The sequence below is a fragment of the Lentibacillus halophilus genome (assembly GCF_039522485.1).
Lineage (GTDB): Bacteria > Bacillota > Bacilli > Bacillales > Amphibacillaceae > Lentibacillus > Lentibacillus halophilus.
In genome coordinates, this window is the sequence record NZ_BAAADM010000046.1 from 1 (window position 1) to 17,991 (window position 17,991).

The window sequence follows — 17,991 nt, forward strand, 5'->3', positions numbered from 1 at the left end:
CGTTCATTGGCTTCGCTTATTTTGTGGATTTCAAGGGGTAAGCCATCCAGCTGATATACACATCAGCATTCCGACTTCCTGCCTATGACATCCATCTGTCATACTGGCTGTTTTGTTCAGTTTTCAAGGAGCAACGAATGTTTATTTCCTGCCGCCTCTCAAATGGCGACTAAGGAAGTGTACCATCTTCCAAGATTAAAGTCAATAACTTTTTTGTACTTTTTTCGGAAAGAAGTGTGCATCGCCTTTAAAGCGACGCTCACTAATATAACATGGCTCCCTCAATTAAACAAGGGATAATTTTAAATGAATTTTTGTCGGTTCAATTCAAAAGGAATTTTTGCGACAAGATTTAATATACCATGCGTAAAATCATGCGTCAATAACTTTTTTATCGCAAGCACGGTATAGCGAAAAGTGGCCATTCAATACAATATACAGTTGCCATTTATGCTCGGATCACATACGTTTCCAATCATTCATATCTTCACGTTATCCGATATTTTCGCTTGTATACATCGGCAACCTTTGTTTTCCCTTTTTCTGTTTTTAATATATTCTTTTTCGTTAGATAAGACAATATTGCGGTCAAATTCATGGCGTACGGAGCGATTTCCGGATGAGTCTTAAGTTCATCATAAGCCCATGCATCATTTTTTTCATTAATGATATCCAAAAGATGCTTCGCGGAAACCGTTGCTCTTTTACTGATCGCCACATCGGAAGCCAGGATCATCAACTGTATACGCTTCGCAATCGATTCATCGCTTTCCATCAACTCGTCATACAATTTATATATTTCCGGATCGATCCGTTTCACCTGATTCCACAACGTCACTTCCGGATAGTATCCGTTTTCCACCACGGCAAGTCTTGCTAAATAGTGTAGAGTGTGCACCATTCTAATGAAAGCATCCTTATATTGTTCAGATGCATAAAGATCTTTGCCCTCATTGAAGCTTCTTAACAACTTACCAAACTCCATTGTTTTACGTAAATCTCTCTTTTCATATGGAAAACATCTTAGTCGATTTTTTAATGCTTTTATATGATCATCCCGATCGAACACTACCGTGCCAGCAAAAATCCATTCAATTACTTTACGGTTGATGTTTGTATCAATCCATTTATTCAGTGAAAGTTCTGAAATAGTAAACGTGGCCGCTATCTTATCATGCCATTCATAATGTCTTTCATGCCAGTCTTTATCCGGCGTTTTGACAATAACAAGTATGATAACATCAAAATTAGCGGTAATCGGACTGTACGGTTTTGTTTTTTCTATTAAAATAACCCCTAATGTATCGACATGGTTTACGTATTCTTCGTATATCGGTTTGAATAACTTTTCCATTGCTTGATCCTCCATAAACGTGAATACTGTCTATTTCGTTATGATGATGTAAAATCCTTTTTTCCGGATCAAAAAATCCTTTAAAATATGCTATACTACCTTATGAAGGACGTTAAGGAGGTCATAGCAATGGCTGGCAAACTGGCTTATACCAGTAAAATAAACAAAATCCGCTCATTTGCTCTTATTCTGATTTTTGTCGGATTTGCTGTTATGTATGGAGGGATCCTGGCTAAAAAAATCGAATGGCTGATGCTCGCATTATTTTTGCTGGGACTTATGTTCATTTTATTAAGTTGCGTGATTTATTTGTGGATCGGCATGCTATCCACCAGGGCTGTTCCCATTGTATGTCCGAGCTGTGAGAAGCGAACAAAAATGCTCGGTCGTGTTGATGCGTGCATGCATTGCAAACAACCGCTAACCCTTGATAAAGATTTGGAAGGAAAAATATTTGATGAACGATACAACAACCGAAAGTTTCGTAGACAAGCAAAAGCCGACAACGAGGAGTAACAACGTGAATAAGGAAAATAGGATTCGCTCAGGCAACTTTGAACATAACAAAATATTGCTGACCCTGAAGAAAAAATCCAGCCCTGCTTAAAAAGGCTGGATTTTTTGCATGATTACTGTTTCGCTGTAGTAGCATGTTGACAGTTTTCACATTTACCGTAAATTTCCATTCGATGGTGCGTAACATTAAATCCGGTCATCTTCTCCGCGAGAGACTCCACTTCATCCAAGGTCGGATAATGAAAATCCACGATTTTTCCGCACGTTTCACAGATAATATGATAATGCTCGCTTGAATTGTAGTCATAACGGCTTGATGAATCACCATATGTCAACTCTCGGACAAGCCCCGTTTCCCGAAGTACGCGCAAGTTATTGTAAACAGTAGCGACACTCATGTTCGGAAATTTACTTTCAAGGGCTTTATAAATATCATCAGCTGTTGGATGAATCGTTGAATGAAGAAGGTATTCAAGAACCGCATGACGTTGTGGTGTTATACGCACGCCAGATTCCTTAAGTGTATTAATGGCTTCCTGTAATCTTTCGTCAGACACCGTCATGCACCCCACTTTCCCATATATTCGGCGTTTGATAATATTCTTATATTATAATTCTTATAATTAAAGTGTACCTGTATAAGCACTGTTCTGTCAATATACGTATATTATAAATGTGACGATAATATTAACCCACGAAAAATGAGTATTCATCATAAAGGAATAACTACGCCTTGCAATGTCTACAAATCAGCTTTCAAAGGTATTTCGTCAACATTCTGGATTCGATTGATATAGCGGGCGGCAACAAACAAAAAGTCAGACAATCGATTTAAATAAGTCACGACCAATGGATTGACGTTCTCCTGTTCATTTAATGTGATAACTTGACGTTCTGCTCGTCGTATAATGGTTCTTGCTGTATGCAACGCGCTCGACGCTCTATGTCCGGACGGGAGGATGAAGTTGCGCAATGGCGTCAGCTCTTCATCCCATGCATCCATCTGGTCCTCCAACTCCTGAATATGATCGTTCTTCAATTCCCATGTTACGTCTTTATCATCCGGTGTCGCCAATTCAGCACCGACATGAAACAAAATGGTCTGAACCCGGTGCATTTTATTCAAAAAGGCTTCCTTCTCCAACCGATTTTCATCCGAAAGAAAACTGATTGCCAGACCGATCATGGAATTAGCTTCATCACACGTTCCATATGCTTCCACGCGAAGATCATTTTTCGCGACACGTTTGCCTGAAATAAGCGACGTCTGCCCTTTATCACCCTTTTTAGTATAAATGCGCATCATTAATACCCCCTATTGACATCAATCATGTTTACAAAGTTCTGCTGTTTTTCCCGATACCGTTGCAGATTTTCTTCAAATATGGCCAGAGCTCGCTTTTGATAATGCGGTGAGACACCAGATATATGGGGTGTAACCGTCACATTATCCATTTCCCAGAATGAGTGGTCCTCCGGCAATGGTTCCTGGTCAAACACGTCCAGAACGGCATGGGCAATTTCACTTTCCTGAAGTGCTTTCAACATATCTTCTTCAGGAACAGCATCCCCTCGTCCCATGTTCAAAAAGATGACATGATCCGGCATTCGTTGGAACTGTTCATATGTAAAAAAACCTTGTGTCTCCGGGGTGCTGGGCAAAACGGAAACGACAACATCCGCAGTGGACAACAAATCTCCAAGTTGGTCATTCGTGACATTTCGGTCAAAATAATCCACATCCCGGCCGCTTCTTGATACACCATAGACCGACATACGAAATGCTTGAGCCAGACGGGCCACCTCCTGCCCGATCGCTCCTGTGCCTGCAATGACAAGTGTCTTTCCGGCCAATTCATCCATTCGTACGGACCGGTCCCACTTATGTACAGATTCATTCGCCATTATCTGTTCTTGCTGGCGGAGGACCTGCAGCAACATGGACATAGCATATTCAGCCATAGGCACTCCATGGATCCCGCTTGCATTCGTTACAAAGATCCCCCGCTCCTGGATCGCGGCAAGCGGCATGGCTTCTATTCCCGCCGAGAGCACCATTATCCATTGCAGCTGTGCAGCCTCATCAATTAACTCAGCTGTCACATCTTCTCCGTAGGTTACTAAAATGTCTGCTCGGTCTATATTTGGTTTCGCTTCATCCATATTTGTGCAAAAAATAAATGTTTCATCCGGGTAATGCTCGCGAAGTCTCATCCGATGCTTTTCCGAAATTTTTGCCGATGACAAAATAACCATCAGGATCCTCCTCTGCCTTGCAACTATGTCTATCGTAAATGGTTTTGGCTAAGAACGCCATTCATACATAACCCTTTATTACCCTCTGAATAAAAAAGACAGCCCCTGCTGGACTGCCTTTTTTAATTCAGCTGTTTTCACGCAAAAAGTTGAGAGCTTCGTCAACATGGCCGTCCACTTTCACATCACGGAATTCTTTTTGTAATTGGCCTTCCTTATCAATAATAAACGTGGACCGTTCCATGCCGTGAAATTCATTGCCAAAGTTCTCCTTCAACTTCCACACGTCGTAAGCCTTTGCTGCTTGATGATCTTCATCCGCCAGCAGTGTGAACGGCAAATCATGCTTATCGATGAATTTTTGATGGCTTTCTTCCGCATCCGGGCTTACACCGATGATAACCGCATCCAGTTCACTGAACGACTCCTCAGCATCTCGGAAGTCACAGGCTTCATTCGTACAACCCGGGGTCATGTCTTTCGGGTAAAAATAGAGGACAACATGTTTTCCTCTGAAGTCAGATAAACTTACTTTATTTCCATTTTGATCTGGAAGTGTGAAATCCGGTGCTTGTTTGCCTACCTCTGTACTCATTCTAACCCTCCTCAAAAGACTCTGTTTTTTTATTATAGCATATCCGAATGCCTGTCTCCATCTTTATGATTAGACTGCACTAATTTTAAAACGAACGCCGCTGGTAAAATATAGCCGATTAATGCCTGTATCAGTGCGATCAAACGTCCAATACCAACCGGCGCAATGTCACCATACCCGATTGTCAGAAGCGTGACTCCACTGAAATAAACGGAATGAACGAGGGATCCGATGACACTGACTTCCCTCAACTCTCCGTTCTCAACTAACAAAACATGATTCATCGATAACACAAAATAAATGAGCGCAAAACCGACAATGACAATCAAGTAAATAATGAGAAGCGTATAAAAAACCTCTGCTGAAAAGCGGCTGTCACGCATATTGCGGAGCTTTCCACTGTGAATAAAGGCACCTATACTGCCTGCAATAATTATAATAACGGCTATCATCATAATCCACGAAATAATATCCATAATATCCCCCGCCTGTCCATATTCTATGCTTAAACACATTTTAAATTGCTTCCAATTTCAAATTGCGTATGATGCCACTTGTTTCTTATGTTTGATATAGTGGAGTGGTTAGACAGATAGCATGACTTTTCCAACCATTTGATGCATGCGAGGGGAAGTCATGTAGGAGGAGGCATTTTCAATGAATTTTACTACATCAAAAAAGCTGCACAATGAAGCCAAAGACCATATTGTCGGCGGTGTAAACTCCCCATCACGGGCTTACAAAGGTGTTGGAGGCGGCACACCGGTTTACATGAAACAAGGAAAAGGGGCTTATTTTTGGGATGTTGATGGCAATAAGTATATTGATTTTTTGGGTGCGTACGGACCTATCATTACTGGACACGCTCACCCGCATATTGCTGAGGCCATCAGTCACGCAGCATATAACGGTGTTCTGTACGGGACACCGACGAAACTGGAAAACACGTTTGCTAAAATGTTGAAAGAGGCCATCCCGTCCCTGGAAAAAATTCGGTTTGTCAATTCCGGCACAGAAGCTGTCATGACAACGGTTCGGGTCGCTCGTGCTTATACAGGAAGGGATAAGGTCATTAAATTTTCCGGATGCTATCACGGTCATTTTGACTCCGTTCTGGTGGAAGCTGGTTCCGGGCCGGCGACGCTGGGAACACCAGACTCTGCGGGCATTCCTGAGACAGTTGCTGAAAATGTCATCACCATTCCATTCAACGACTTGGCATCGTTCAAACAGGCGATGGAGCACTGGGGCGACCAGATTGCTGCCGTCCTCGTTGAACCACTTGTCGGCAACTTTGGCATCGTGGAGCCAAAAGAAGGATTCCTGGAAGGGATCAACACGGTAGCGCATGATGCCGGGTCTTTAGTTATTTACGATGAAGTCATTACGTCCTTCCGCTTCACTTATGGCAACGCACAGCAGCTATACGGCGTCGAGCCGGACATGACAGCAATGGGTAAAATTATTGGCGGCGGGCTGCCGATTGGTGCTTATGGTGGTCGGGCGGACATCATGGAGCACGTCGCCCCGCTCGGTGCAGCCTATCAAGCAGGAACCATGTCCGGGAATCCTGCATCCATTGCGGCTGGTATCGCCTGTCTGGAAGTACTCCAGGAAGATGGCGTTTACGACGAACTTGATCGGCTTGGTGAGCGCTTGGAAAACGGTCTATTGGATAAAGCATCCGAGTCAAAGATTCCTGTTTCCATAAATAGGAAATGTGGAGCGTTGACCGTTTATTTCGGTGATGAAACGGTTGAAAATTACGAACAGGCTGACGCCAGTAACGGTGAAGCCTTTTCACAATTTTTCCATCTAATGCTGGAGCAGGGGATCAATCTGGCTCCTTCTAAATTTGAGGCGTGGTTTCTTACGACCGAACATACCGAAAGCGATATTGATCAGACGATTGAAGCAGCTGGGAAAGCATTCAGGGCCATGGCAAAAAGATAAACGTAACATCGTCAATGCGTTACAACAAGAAAAATCCGAACTGATTCAAGACGAATCATCGTTCGGATTTTTTGATTTCATACATTTGTCTTGTGTGTCCTTATCATTGGTCATCCAAATTCTGAACCTGATACAAATTATAATAATGACCTTTTTGGCCCATCAATTCCGAATGAGAGCCCATTTCCTTGATTTCACCTTCTTCAATGACGACAATCCGGTCAGCATGGGTGATCGTTGCCAGCCGGTGTGCCACAATAAAGGTCGTCCGGTCCGAGGCAAGCCGCTCGAGAGCTTCCTGGATAATATGCTCACTTTCCAGATCAAGGGCGGATGTTGCCTCATCAAAAATCAAAATTGGCGGATTTTTCAAGAACACGCGGGCAATCGCAATACGCTGTTTCTGACCACCGGAGAGCTTGACTCCACGTTCGCCAACCTGTGTGTCATAGCCATCCTGAAGCTCTTTGATAAACGTATGCGCATTGGCTGCTTTTGCTGCAGTGACAACGTCATCATCGGTTGCATCAGGATTCCCCATGCGGATATTCATAGCAATTGATTCACTAAAAAGGATGTTGTCTTGTAAAACCATCCCAACATTGTTACGCAACGAACGTGCCTGCACGTCACGAATATCGGTTCCATCCACTTTAATGGAGCCGCTGCTCACATCATAAAATCGGGGAATCAGGCTCACAAGTGTTGATTTCCCACCGCCACTGATACCGACGAAGGCTATCGTTTCACCGCTCTTAATATGAAGGGATATATCTTTTAATACATCAGCATCTTCGTCTTCGTACTTAAATGATACATGATCCACATCAATTTGACCTTCAACCGTGTCAAGCTTTTCAGCATTCGGTTTATCGACAATATCATACGATTCATTCATTAAGTCAAAGACACGATCAATTGAGGCCACGGATTGTGTCAATACCGTGGACGAACTAATCAACCTGCGAAGCGGACTATACACCCTTTCCATAAAGAGGACGAATGCACTCATGTCACCAACGGAGATATGTCCGTTGATCACTTGATACCCGCCGAACGCGATTACTAATAATGGCGCCAAATCGGTAATCGTGTTCATAACTGCGAATGTCTTTGCGTTCCAATCGGTATGATTTAATGCTTTTTGCAGGAAATTTTCATTTCGTGAATCGAATTGATCCTGTTCATAATCTTCAAGTGCAAAGCTTCTCGTCACTGGAATGCCCTGCACACGTTCATGCAAATGCCCTTGTACTTCAGCCAGTGACTGGGAGCGTTCTCGTGTCAGACGCCTGAGTTTTCCGTAAAAAAACTTGACCGAAAAGCCGTAAAATGGAAACAAAATAATGGCGACAATGGTTAGACTAACATCCATTGTAAGCATGATACCGACAGCAATCAAAATTGTGATCATATCCAGCCAAACATTCATTAGTCCAGTTACGACAAATGTTTTCGTTTGTTCGACATCATGTATTACCCGGGAAATAATTTCGCCGGTTTTTGTCTGAGAATAGAACCTGAGACTCAATTTTTGTATGTGGTCAAACAGTTTATCCCTGATGTCATAAAGGATTGTGTTACCTATCCATTGCGCCAAATATTGTCGAAAGTATTCAACCGGCGGACGTACGATAATAAATATAACAAACGCTCCGCCCATGAGCCAGAACAATTGTTCTAGCTTAGCTGCATCCGTCATATTTTCCGCATTGATAATGTTGTCAATAACATATCTCAAAATGAGCGGCATAAGAAGGGGAATGCCAAACTTTACAATACCAACGAGAACGGTAATCAAAATCTTCCACTTATAGGGCCATACAAACTGCAAATATTGTTTAATATTGCTCATACACGTCAATTCCTTACATCTATGGTTAAAACCTTGCTGCCATCGTAACTAGGCCATTCATGCATTATAAGTCCTTAATCAATGTTGTTCAATCAATTGAACTCATCAACGGTAGGTTAAATATCGTTCATACCATTGATCGATGAAATCGGGATCAAATGGCCCATGCCGTTGCCGGATCCACCGTAATAAATGGTCAACATTTCGTTTAAGAATGCGATCCAGGACAACGGGATAATTCATTTGCTCCTTATGTTCAGCATACTCATCCTCATCCAATAAATCGAACGTCATGTCCGGATACACTTTGACATCAAGGTCATAATCAATGTATTTCAATGCTTCGGTATCATAAACAAAAGGGGAGCTGATATTGCAATAATAATAAACGCCGTCTGTTCGCAACATACCGATCACGTTAAACCAATAATTCGAGTGAAAATAACAAATAGCAGGTTCTCTCGTTATCCATGAGCGCCCATCACCCTCTCGTACGGTTGTCTTGTCATTAGCCCCAATGACAACCATATCTGTACTTTTTAATACAAGCGTCTGTTCCCAAACTCGATGCAATTGACCATTATGCTTATAGCTATGTATCTGTATTGTTTCTCCTGCGTGAGGTCCGTCCATCCATATCGCTCCTTCATTCCGTTCCATTGCTATGCCCTATTATACGTTTCATGCAACATATAAGAAAGAGATATGAAAAAAGAGCTCCCTGAAAAGGAAGCTCTAAAAATTTGGGGGGTGGCTGCGTTATTTTTTCTTCTGCTGAGATTGTTGATTTTGTTTCTTTACTTCCTGTACGTCCGTCTCGGAAGCAAATTCAGTACCGTACTGGCTTTGTCCTTGTTGTGCTTTTTGATTCTGCTTTTTTACTTGCTGTACGTTTGTGCCAGAAACCGTTTTGTTTGGCTGTTGATTTTGAGCCATTTGTATCACCTCCACGTCCATTAATTTGCCCGTAACTGAACGTACTATCCGTCAATCATATTGTTAAAATTAACTGTCGGAGGAATCAGATGGAATCGAATGAACAACCGAATCGCCGCATATAATATAAAAAATTTTGGACAGGCTCCTGGTTCCTACATTAATCCATATATGCCATCATTTTTTGATGTGGTACAGGAATCGGGTAGTCACTCAGCGCTTGATGGCTGATAAATTGAATCCGTTTATCTGCTGTTTGCAAATCGCCTGTTGAAGCCGTGTACGCTTCCATCTGCCAAATACGATGCGAGAACACATGACTCTGTGCCCCTTTTTTCCTATGCAGTGTCAAGTCCATACCATACTCCATACGGAACCATTGCTCAATATGATCATATCCAACATCATTCATCGGTACCATGGGAAATTGCCACATGTTGGCAAGCAATCCATGATCGGGGCGCTTTTCAATCACATATTCACCATTGCCATTTTGAATAAGAAGCACAACATAAGGAATGGTTTTCTTGCTTTTTTGTTTGGATTTGACAGGCAATTCGTGTTGGGTGCCTGCATGAAAGCTGCGACAATACTCCTGCACCGGGCAGAACATGCACAACGGTTCTTTCGGTGTGCATACAAGGGCTCCCAGTTCCATCATTCCTTGGTTAAAGGACGATGGATCCTCGTGAGAAATAAGGGGTTCGACATATTGTTCCATTTTCTTTTTGGTTCCTGATTTGGCTATATTATCGTCCAGATTAAGGATGCGTGCCAAAACACGCATGACATTTCCGTCCACAGCAGGTATGGGTTGATGAAATGCAATCGACAAAATAGCTCCTTTTGTGTATGGTCCAATACCTTGCAGCGATCCCAATTCTTTCGGATCATCTGGAACTCTGCCATTATAATTTGTGACAATATCACGAACAGCGTTTTGCAGATGACGGGCACGGGAATAATATCCCAGACCTTCCCACGTTTTTAACACATCCTGTTGGTCCGCCTCTGCTAAATCCTGGACCGTCGGATATTTCGACATAAACCGTTGAAAATAAGGAATAACGGTATCGACTTGAGTCTGCTGCAACATAATTTCTGAAACCCAAATCTTATATGGATCCCTGTCTGCATGCCACGGCAGATCCCGTTTATTGGCGCGATACCATTCAATCAATGCTTTTTGAAAACCGGATATGTTAAAATATAGTAAAGTTTTATCAGTCATTTTGATACATCCTCTATGTTACAATTAAAATATTCCTTGACCAAGGGGATGAAAAGAATCCCCACTGAATGATATGTCAGTTATCAATTTTTCCATACATCGAACGTACTTGCTATTCCGACGCAGAACAAGGAGGGCTGCCGCTCATGGACACAGCAACCCATATCGTCATGGGAGTGGCGCTGGGCGGTCTGGCAACATTAGACCCCACCGTGCAGCAAGATCCTATACTATTTCAGGCTGTATTGGCTGGAACCATCATAGGCTCCCATGCCCCTGATTTTGACACTGTTTTAAAGCTTAAAAATAATGCGACGTATATAAGGCATCATCGCGGCGTTACCCATTCCATTCCCGCTGTGATCATGTGGGGAATCGTTCTCGCAAGCATCATTCATTTGTTTACACCTAGTGTCAGCCTGCTTCACTTATGGGCGTGGACAGCGCTGGCTGTCGTATTGCATGTCCTTGTCGATATCCCCAACGCATATGGAACCCAAGCGTATCGACCTTTTACAAGAAAATGGGTGGCTCACGGTGCCATCAACACATTCGATCCATACATTTTTCTTCTTCACATCGGCGGAATCGTTGCGTGGCTGCTCGGGTCCAATCCCGGTTATACTTGGGCCATCATTTATGCGGTCATTATTTTGTACTATGTGAAGCGGTATATGGATAAACGGGAAATTGTCAAAAAAATTCAGGATCACTTTCCGGACAGCATACAAATTGTCACATCACCCACCATTAAACAAAACCATTGGCGGGTTGCCATCACCACGACAAACGACTTTTACGTCGGGACCGTGCAGGATGGCCATATTGAAATACTCGATGAGTTCAAACGGATTCCACTGCCGGACACTCAACTCTTCCGGCTAGCCCAAAATGATAAAAACATTGCGGCTTTCCTGTCATTTTCCCCGGTATATCGATGGGAGGTCAATGAGTATGACGACTATACAGAAGTTCGCTTTATTGATCTGCGCTACCGGTCCAATGAACGCTATCCATTTGTTGCCGTCGTACAAATTGATGATAACTCGCGTGTCTTAAATTCCTATACAGGATGGATTTTTTCCGAACAAAAACTACAGAACAAACTGGACGTTGGTGACTATCCCGTTTGAAACGATCGGTCATCTTCTTCAGAGGATGACGACTGAAAAACCGGCTGTATGGCCGGTTTTTCATTTGTTTTCCAATGCTGCGGACGTTTATTCCGTCACCTCGTCTCCAAGCAGGGAAATCGGTAATGCCTCTTCCTTTTCATATACGTCATTCAGCAAATTAACCCGATGCCCCCACGCGAACACACCATTAATATAATTAATTTTAAAAGAATGACCCGGATCTCCTTGTAATTCATAAACGTGGTATGGCTTAAAGTCATCCGGATTCAGCATATACGCCAAGGCCATTTGCATTTTCCGTTCATTAATCGCCACTTCACTTATATTTCCAAATTGTTCTGCTTTTTGCGCTTTCTCTTTCAGTCTCCCAACTTCCGCACGCAGCTGTTCAATTGTATAATCACTATATCGTACATCCATTTACGTATTCTCCTTCCATTTTCAGTTTACATTTTAGCAATTATCCAGCAAAATAAAAATAATAACACTTTGCTCAAGGAGGGGAAAAAACATGACAACAGTAGCCATTTCCGGAGCCGGAAGCGGTTTGGGACGGGCGCTAGCCCTAAAATACAGCACGAACGGCTGCAAAGTGTTTTTGCTGGGTCGCAACGATACCAATTTACACTTAGTCAGGACTGAAATTATCAGACAAGGCGGACATGCGGAAGTAATCCTTTGCGATGTGCAGGAACCTGCATCCGTCAGCATTGCTTTTCAGCAGATCGGTGAGCTGGATATATTGATTAACAATGCGGGCATCGGTCTTTTCGGACCTGTTGAAAATTACACCATTAATGATATCGACAAAACGTTGAAAACGAATGTGAAAGGCACCATTTTGTGTGTTCAATCAGCATTGCCGCTCATTCGCGCCAGCCAAGGTCGTATTCTGTCGATTATCTCCACTGCCGGACTGACCGGAAAAAATCATGAATCCATTTACAGTGCCAGTGAATTTGCGATTAAAGGCTTCACGGAAAGCCTGCAAAACGAATGGAAAAATGACCCGATCGCCATTACAGCAGTTTACGTGGGCGGCATGAACACACCATTCTGGAATAACTCCAGCCATGTGGACGACCCGTCACGTTTAAAAGACCCGAATGTTGTTGCCAGACAAATTTTTAATGAAGATAACGGCAGAAAAGACATCACGATTGACTCATAACATAAGACAGGGCAGACGCTTTTTTATGCAGCTGAATCATCATCGTTCATCCGTCCAGTTCCTGCTCGATAAATTGATTAATCATATCAATTGTAAAACCTTTTCGATATAACGCTTCCTTCATTTTATTACGAAGGGCGAACCCGTCCAGCTTGATTCGATGCTTGTTGAGCAGTTTTTCACCTTGCGTTACCAGTGCCTGCCATTCAGCGTCATCGTCTTTGTCATCCTGAATTTCACTTATGACGTCGTGAGCAACATCGTGGGAAAATCCTTTTTGAATCAGCGTTCCCTTAAGCTGGAGGAGCTGGCTGCTAAACGATTTACTGCCAGTGGTCTTCCGCTTTTTCGTTGCCAGTTTCATAGCTTTGTCGAATTGCTGTTCATACGTATATTGACCGACGGCATCTAATGCAATGGCACCTTCCACCCCTTTTTCCAACAGTTCCTGCCTCAGAAGCCCGGGCCCTTTGTTGGACGTGTTCATACGGGTACGGACAAACGCATCAGCGAACTGCTTGTCATCTGTCAAACCATGGGATTCAAGTTTTTCCATAATGGCATCGATATGATCATCATCGGTTTCCTTTCTTGCCAGATAGTCCCGGATTTCTTGTTTTGTCCGCATCCGGTAGCTTAAATAATGGATTGCTAGGGAATAGGCTTTATGGAACGTATCTTGTTTGATGAGTGTTGTCATGAGTGCTTCACTCAATTCCATGTCTTTATGCAGACGGTGTTCGACCAGTACTGATTCATGAACACTGAAGCCATACGTCTCCTTTTGCCCATCGTCCAGAAAAATATTATAACGGTCTGTATGTTTTTTTTGCGTCGTAATACGGGAAATTTTCGCCAAGAGTGTCTCTCTCCTTTCCCGACATATTATATCATGAATGGGGTGATGGATTTGAATATTCTAATTGCCGGGGGAACTGGTTTTGTCGGACGACATTTAACCGAAGCATTAACACGTAAGGGACACGCTGTCTATATTGTCTCTAGATCTCCGGATAAGCACACAAATACGATGATGGTGTCTTTTATCAACTATGACAACCCTGTGGATAAATTGCCGATTATTCACGCTGTTATTAATCTTGCTGGTGATTCCCTGTTCGGTTACTGGACCAAAGCGAAAAAAGCGGCCATCCACAAGAGCCGTATCAACACGACGCAAAACGTTATCCACATGATGGGACAAATGGAACAAAAGCCTGACGTTTTTATTAACGGTTCGGCGGTTGGGTTTTACGGAACGTCACAAAAGATGATTTTTACCGAAGCAACGGATCAACCGGGCGACGATTTTCTCGCCGGGGTGGTTCATGAATGGGAGGAAACCGCGAAGCAAGCAGAGCAGCTTGGCATACGCACAGTATATACCAGGTTTGGGATTGTGCTTGGCCAAGAAGGATCTCTGCCACTTATGAAGCTTCCGGTCCGATTATTTGCCGGTGGGAAAATTGGCAGCGGTGATCAATGGCTATCCTGGGTTCATATAGACGATGTCGTCGGCATGATTCAATTTTGTTTGGAAAACACATCCATTAATGGTCCGATCAATGTTACAGCTCCGAATCCCAAACGCAATAAGGATTTCTCGAGTACACTTGCCCATGTGATGCGACGTCCCTATTGGCTACCGACTCCCGCGCCAGCCATTCGCACCATACTTGGTGACATGAGCATGTTGATCACGCATGGACAATACGTGCTGCCGTCAAAAGCTGAAATACATGGATACCACTTTTCCTATCCACACCTGGAAGAAGCACTGCGGGAAACAGAAGCATAACCAGGCCTCTTAACAAGGGAGTCACATGGTGTTTTGTGACTCCCTTGTTTGTTTTATACACAATTTATCCACAAACTTGTGTGCAACTGTGGATTAATGCCATGAATAGGTATGTATCAGTTCGAATTATACACAATGTTTATGTGGGTGAATATCGGTAATTCTGTGGATAATGTGTACAAGTTTGTTGATGACTTATACGGCGCACCTTAATTATGTTCATAATCCTGTGTATAACTTAATACCTCATATGCCTTTGTTCTTACGTCATTTTTGTACTTACCCAAACCCGTATCCCACTCGTATACGAGCTGTTTCAAATTCCAGTGCAGCCTGCCAAATTTGTTTTTTTCCAATATTCCAGACATAAATAATCACGGTATTTTCCAATAGAATCTCAATTTCAAAGTCTTCTTCATAAAACATAGCCCGAAGGATCATTACTTTTGTTAGGCATGTCACCGTTTGATGATACAAAAGCAAGCAGCTTACCACGTCTCCACCAGACTTTTCCGCCTCTCAATCATGATAGGATTTATGTATCCACCATGATGTGGACTATTGGTTCATCATGTTATAGAGTGTGATACTATGAATTTGGAAAAGATTGCTTATAATATTAAATATTTACGCGAACAGAATGGATGGACACAGGAATATCTGGCTGATCAGCTCCACATTTCCCGTTACGTCATTATTCGCTGGGAGTCGCACAAAGTCACCCCGGATTTGGAATCATTGTTGAAACTGAGTAACCTTTTTGGAGTGACGATTGATCATCTTGTCGGACATCATTCTTTTCGGGACGATTTGTTGAGAGACTTCAAGCGCATGTACAGCTCAAAAACAGAATCATTCGATGAAGAAGCTGTGGAGCTTGTTCAATATATAATGGAAAATCCCCGATTAAAACAATACTTGTTTCGAATGCGAACCTTGCCTGTCCAGAAACAGCATTCCGTACATAATATGCTCGGAACCTTCATTGATGAGCTGGAACGAATGTAATCGATTAATGCTCTCAACGATAAATGACGATAACCACAGTACGTTCATGCCGGTGAAATGATTTTTGCTATTAAAATTCAACACACGCAGAGAACCCCCGTACGTTTATTATGTGCGGGGGTTCTCTAATCTTCGCCTATTTTTTTATCTTGTGATTCAGGGAGGCGGCCTGCTTGTTTGGCCGATTCCCGCAATAAAAACTCCACGTGGCTATTAACGCTCCGAAATTCATCTTTCGCCCACGTTTGTAAAATGTCGTACAGTTTCGGATCGATTCTTAATGGGAAATTCTTTTTTTTAGCCATCCAAACCCTCATTCATTATTGGTACAGAGATCCCGTATTGATAACCGGCTGTGTACCATTGTCAGAAACAATCGATACCATCAAATTATTGACCATGGTCGCACGCCGCTCTTCATCCAAATCAACCACGCCATCTTTCTCCAGCTGTGCAATGGCATCCGCCACCATGCCAACAGCCCCGTCGACGATTTGTTTTCGTGCCGCTATAATGGCACTTGCCTGCTGACGTTGCAGCATCGCTTGGGCGATTTCGGTTGAATACGCAAGATGTGTCAAGCGGGTTTCCATCACTTCAACCCCTGCAACCGTCAGTCGTTCCTGCAGTTCTTTGGCCAGTTGATGGGACACTTCATCCGCATTGCCACGCAGCGACATTTCGTCCTCTGTAAAGGTATCATAGGGGTAATTCGTGGCAACAGCACGAACCGCTGTCTCACTCTGAATTTCGACAAAGCTTTCGTAATTCTCCACATCAAAAACAGCTTTGGCAGCATCGACCACTTTAAACACGGTGACAGCAGCGATTTCAATCGGATTGCCATTCACATCATTGACTTTAAGAAGTTTACTGTTAAAATTCCGGACGCGCAACGAAACCGTCCGCCTTAAAGAGAAGGGTACAGTAATGACCATACCTTCCCGACGGATACTTCCCATGTATCGCCCCAAGAAAATAACAACCACAGACTGATTCGGCTGAATGAGTGTTATACCACTGGCTAGTACAATGGCAATGATCAAACTGATAGCACCCAGAATAAAAAACGTCTCAAAAAAACTCAAAACCGTAACAACGAGCAGAACTATAATAGCCAAAATCCCCACAAACCCATTCATCATCCACGCTTCTTTTTCACGAACCATCCCGACACACCTTTCCATTTTTAATATAAAAATGATATCAGATTTGTCTATTTTTGTAAATGCTTGATCAACCGGTCTCTAACCAGTTAGTCGGGCTTTTTTCGTTTATAATGACAAATCCTTTTTCATCAGTGCGAATCGTGATGGTTCCAAACATCGCCGTCGGGTAAATAGCTGTATTCACTTTGCGTAAGTTGTCCATAACACGGTCCACCGGATGGCCGAACTTATTTTTTTGACCATAAGTGAGAATGGCTGCTTCTGGTGTCACCTCACGCAAAAATTTTAATCCTGTGCTTGTATGGGAACCGTGATGCGCTACTTTTAATATGTCTGAATCGAGATTATAGTTTTTCATTAATTTTTTTTCCTGCTTTTTTTCCACATCACTCATAAGCAGAAAGTCAGTTTCCTCGAATGTCATTTTCATAACAATAGATGATTGATTTGCTGTTTTCGATCCGGTATGGCTGTTTAAAATGCGGACTTTCAGCTCCGAATCGACTTTTATAAGATCATCCCGTTCGGCAATTTCGATGGGAATTTGCTGTCTGATGATTTGGCTGACGTATCTAGCATAGGTTTTGGTTGAATTTATTTTCCCGATATCCAACATTCGCTTGACTTCAAATGTTTTCATAACCGTAATCAGTCCGCCAATATGATCAATGTCCGGGTGGGTTGCAACCATTAAGTCGATTTTGCCGACACCTTGTTTCTTTAGGAAGGTCACGACCTTTTTGCCGGCTTTGGGACGCCCACCATCTATGAGAATGTTTTTACCGGATGGCGTTTCAATCAGTATACTATCTCCCTGACCCACATCAATGAAATGGACATCCAAATCTGATTCTTGTGCGTGCAAAGGGATAGGTATGGTTATCGTTGACACGATAATAACAATGATCATGAATACGTTTCGCTGCATGATAGAGGCATCCTTTAATAGCTGTTTCGTTTATTTTTTCACGATTTGCGTATTATATAACCAACGCAGTCATATAAGATTTTTA

22 protein-coding genes are annotated in these 17,991 nt (G+C 42.8%); 6 read left to right on the forward strand and 16 right to left on the reverse strand.

Features of this window, described 5'->3' with window-relative positions:
- Positions 1 to 487: 487 nt before the first annotated feature.
- Complete coding sequence (locus ABDZ72_RS09010; protein ID WP_343752482.1) at positions 488 to 1,354, reverse strand: nucleotidyltransferase-like protein; 867 nt, start codon at positions 1,352 to 1,354, stop codon at positions 488 to 490.
- A gap of 129 nt (positions 1,355 to 1,483) precedes the next feature.
- Between ABDZ72_RS09010 and ABDZ72_RS09015 the strand changes: the two genes are divergently transcribed.
- Entirely contained in the window at positions 1,484 to 1,870 is a 387-nt protein-coding gene (locus ABDZ72_RS09015; protein ID WP_343752483.1) for a DUF2614 family zinc ribbon-containing protein, read from the forward strand.
- Positions 1,871 to 1,983: 113 nt separating this feature from the next.
- On the opposite strand, the gene perR is transcribed toward ABDZ72_RS09015, so the two are convergent.
- From perR to ABDZ72_RS09040, 5 genes are all read right to left on the reverse strand, one after another.
- Positions 1,984 to 2,433 carry a peroxide-responsive transcriptional repressor PerR gene (gene perR, locus ABDZ72_RS09020; RefSeq protein WP_425542369.1) on the reverse strand — a complete coding sequence of 150 codons (450 nt, stop codon included), beginning with the start codon at positions 2,431 to 2,433 and terminating at the stop codon, positions 1,984 to 1,986.
- Positions 2,434 to 2,612: 179 nt separating this feature from the next.
- On the reverse strand, positions 2,613 to 3,173 hold the full coding sequence (locus tag ABDZ72_RS09025) for a cob(I)yrinic acid a,c-diamide adenosyltransferase (protein WP_343752485.1): 561 nt from the start codon (positions 3,171 to 3,173) through the stop codon (positions 2,613 to 2,615).
- A gap of 2 nt (positions 3,174 to 3,175) precedes the next feature.
- A complete protein-coding gene (locus ABDZ72_RS09030; protein ID WP_343752486.1) occupies positions 3,176 to 4,126 on the reverse strand; it encodes a D-2-hydroxyacid dehydrogenase in 951 nt (316 codons plus the stop codon).
- A 127-nt stretch (positions 4,127 to 4,253) separates the two neighbouring features.
- A complete protein-coding gene (gene bcp / locus ABDZ72_RS09035) occupies positions 4,254 to 4,721 on the reverse strand; it encodes a thioredoxin-dependent thiol peroxidase (RefSeq protein WP_343752487.1) in 468 nt (155 codons plus the stop codon).
- Positions 4,722 to 4,753: 32 nt separating this feature from the next.
- Positions 4,754 to 5,236 carry a potassium channel family protein gene (locus ABDZ72_RS09040; protein ID WP_343752488.1) on the reverse strand — a complete coding sequence of 161 codons (483 nt, stop codon included), beginning with the start codon at positions 5,234 to 5,236 and terminating at the stop codon, positions 4,754 to 4,756.
- 142 nt (positions 5,237 to 5,378) lie between these two features.
- Here ABDZ72_RS09040 and ABDZ72_RS09045 point away from each other — a divergent pair, with 142 nt between their 5' ends.
- On the forward strand, positions 5,379 to 6,674 hold the full coding sequence (locus ABDZ72_RS09045) for a glutamate-1-semialdehyde 2,1-aminomutase (RefSeq protein ID WP_343752490.1): 1,296 nt from the start codon (positions 5,379 to 5,381) through the stop codon (positions 6,672 to 6,674).
- 103 nt (positions 6,675 to 6,777) lie between these two features.
- Here ABDZ72_RS09045 and ABDZ72_RS09050 read toward each other — a convergent pair whose 3' ends face one another.
- The 4 genes from ABDZ72_RS09050 to mutY all read right to left on the reverse strand — a co-directional run bounded on the left by ABDZ72_RS09050 (position 6,778) and on the right by mutY (position 10,696).
- The gene (locus ABDZ72_RS09050) at positions 6,778 to 8,529 is read right to left on the reverse strand and encodes an ABC transporter ATP-binding protein (RefSeq protein WP_343752491.1); all 1,752 of its coding nucleotides are present in this window, start codon (positions 8,527 to 8,529) and stop codon (positions 6,778 to 6,780) included.
- A 105-nt stretch (positions 8,530 to 8,634) separates the two neighbouring features.
- Positions 8,635 to 9,162: a nucleoside tri-diphosphate phosphatase gene (ntdP, locus tag ABDZ72_RS09055; RefSeq protein ID WP_343752492.1), complete on the reverse strand. Its 528-nt coding sequence runs from the start codon at positions 9,160 to 9,162 to the stop codon at positions 8,635 to 8,637.
- A 126-nt stretch (positions 9,163 to 9,288) separates the two neighbouring features.
- Positions 9,289 to 9,465, reverse strand: coding sequence for a gamma-type small acid-soluble spore protein (locus ABDZ72_RS09060; RefSeq protein WP_343752493.1), 177 nt, complete (start codon positions 9,463 to 9,465; stop codon positions 9,289 to 9,291).
- A 160-nt stretch (positions 9,466 to 9,625) separates the two neighbouring features.
- The gene (gene mutY, locus ABDZ72_RS09065) at positions 9,626 to 10,696 is read right to left on the reverse strand and encodes an A/G-specific adenine glycosylase (protein WP_343752494.1); all 1,071 of its coding nucleotides are present in this window, start codon (positions 10,694 to 10,696) and stop codon (positions 9,626 to 9,628) included.
- Between the two features lie 146 nt (positions 10,697 to 10,842).
- On the opposite strand from mutY, the gene ABDZ72_RS09070 reads away from it, so the two are divergent.
- Positions 10,843 to 11,829, forward strand: coding sequence for a metal-dependent hydrolase (locus tag ABDZ72_RS09070; RefSeq protein WP_343752495.1), 987 nt, complete (start codon positions 10,843 to 10,845; stop codon positions 11,827 to 11,829).
- Between the two features lie 87 nt (positions 11,830 to 11,916).
- Here the strand turns inward: ABDZ72_RS09070 and ABDZ72_RS09075 are convergent, their stop codons facing one another.
- Positions 11,917 to 12,252 (reverse strand): YfhH family protein, encoded by a 336-nt coding sequence (locus ABDZ72_RS09075; RefSeq protein WP_343752496.1) that lies wholly within the window; start codon positions 12,250 to 12,252, stop codon positions 11,917 to 11,919.
- 91 nt (positions 12,253 to 12,343) lie between these two features.
- Between ABDZ72_RS09075 and ABDZ72_RS09080 the strand changes: the two genes are divergently transcribed.
- The gene (locus tag ABDZ72_RS09080; protein WP_343752498.1) at positions 12,344 to 13,003 is read left to right on the forward strand and encodes an SDR family NAD(P)-dependent oxidoreductase; all 660 of its coding nucleotides are present in this window, start codon (positions 12,344 to 12,346) and stop codon (positions 13,001 to 13,003) included.
- Positions 13,004 to 13,049: 46 nt separating this feature from the next.
- Here ABDZ72_RS09080 and recX read toward each other — a convergent pair whose 3' ends face one another.
- Positions 13,050 to 13,862, reverse strand: coding sequence for a recombination regulator RecX (gene recX, locus ABDZ72_RS09085; protein WP_343752499.1), 813 nt, complete (start codon positions 13,860 to 13,862; stop codon positions 13,050 to 13,052).
- Between the two features lie 51 nt (positions 13,863 to 13,913).
- On the opposite strand from recX, the gene ABDZ72_RS09090 reads away from it, so the two are divergent.
- Positions 13,914 to 14,801: a TIGR01777 family oxidoreductase gene (locus tag ABDZ72_RS09090; RefSeq protein ID WP_343752500.1), complete on the forward strand. Its 888-nt coding sequence runs from the start codon at positions 13,914 to 13,916 to the stop codon at positions 14,799 to 14,801.
- A 279-nt stretch (positions 14,802 to 15,080) separates the two neighbouring features.
- Here ABDZ72_RS09090 and ABDZ72_RS09095 read toward each other — a convergent pair whose 3' ends face one another.
- Positions 15,081 to 15,284 (reverse strand): hypothetical protein, encoded by a 204-nt coding sequence (locus ABDZ72_RS09095; RefSeq protein WP_343752501.1) that lies wholly within the window; start codon positions 15,282 to 15,284, stop codon positions 15,081 to 15,083.
- Between the two features lie 108 nt (positions 15,285 to 15,392).
- On the opposite strand from ABDZ72_RS09095, the gene ABDZ72_RS09100 reads away from it, so the two are divergent.
- Complete coding sequence (locus tag ABDZ72_RS09100; protein ID WP_343752502.1) at positions 15,393 to 15,809, forward strand: helix-turn-helix domain-containing protein; 417 nt, start codon at positions 15,393 to 15,395, stop codon at positions 15,807 to 15,809.
- 125 nt (positions 15,810 to 15,934) lie between these two features.
- Here the strand turns inward: ABDZ72_RS09100 and ABDZ72_RS09105 are convergent, their stop codons facing one another.
- From ABDZ72_RS09105 to ABDZ72_RS09115, 3 genes are all read right to left on the reverse strand, one after another.
- Positions 15,935 to 16,114, reverse strand: coding sequence for a type II toxin-antitoxin system antitoxin (locus ABDZ72_RS09105; RefSeq protein WP_343752503.1), 180 nt, complete (start codon positions 16,112 to 16,114; stop codon positions 15,935 to 15,937).
- Between the two features lie 15 nt (positions 16,115 to 16,129).
- Entirely contained in the window at positions 16,130 to 16,978 is an 849-nt protein-coding gene (locus tag ABDZ72_RS09110) for an SPFH domain-containing protein (protein WP_343752504.1), read from the reverse strand.
- 67 nt (positions 16,979 to 17,045) lie between these two features.
- Positions 17,046 to 17,906: a ComEC/Rec2 family competence protein gene (locus tag ABDZ72_RS09115; protein WP_343752505.1), complete on the reverse strand. Its 861-nt coding sequence runs from the start codon at positions 17,904 to 17,906 to the stop codon at positions 17,046 to 17,048.
- Between the last annotated feature and the right edge of the window lie 85 nt (positions 17,907 to 17,991).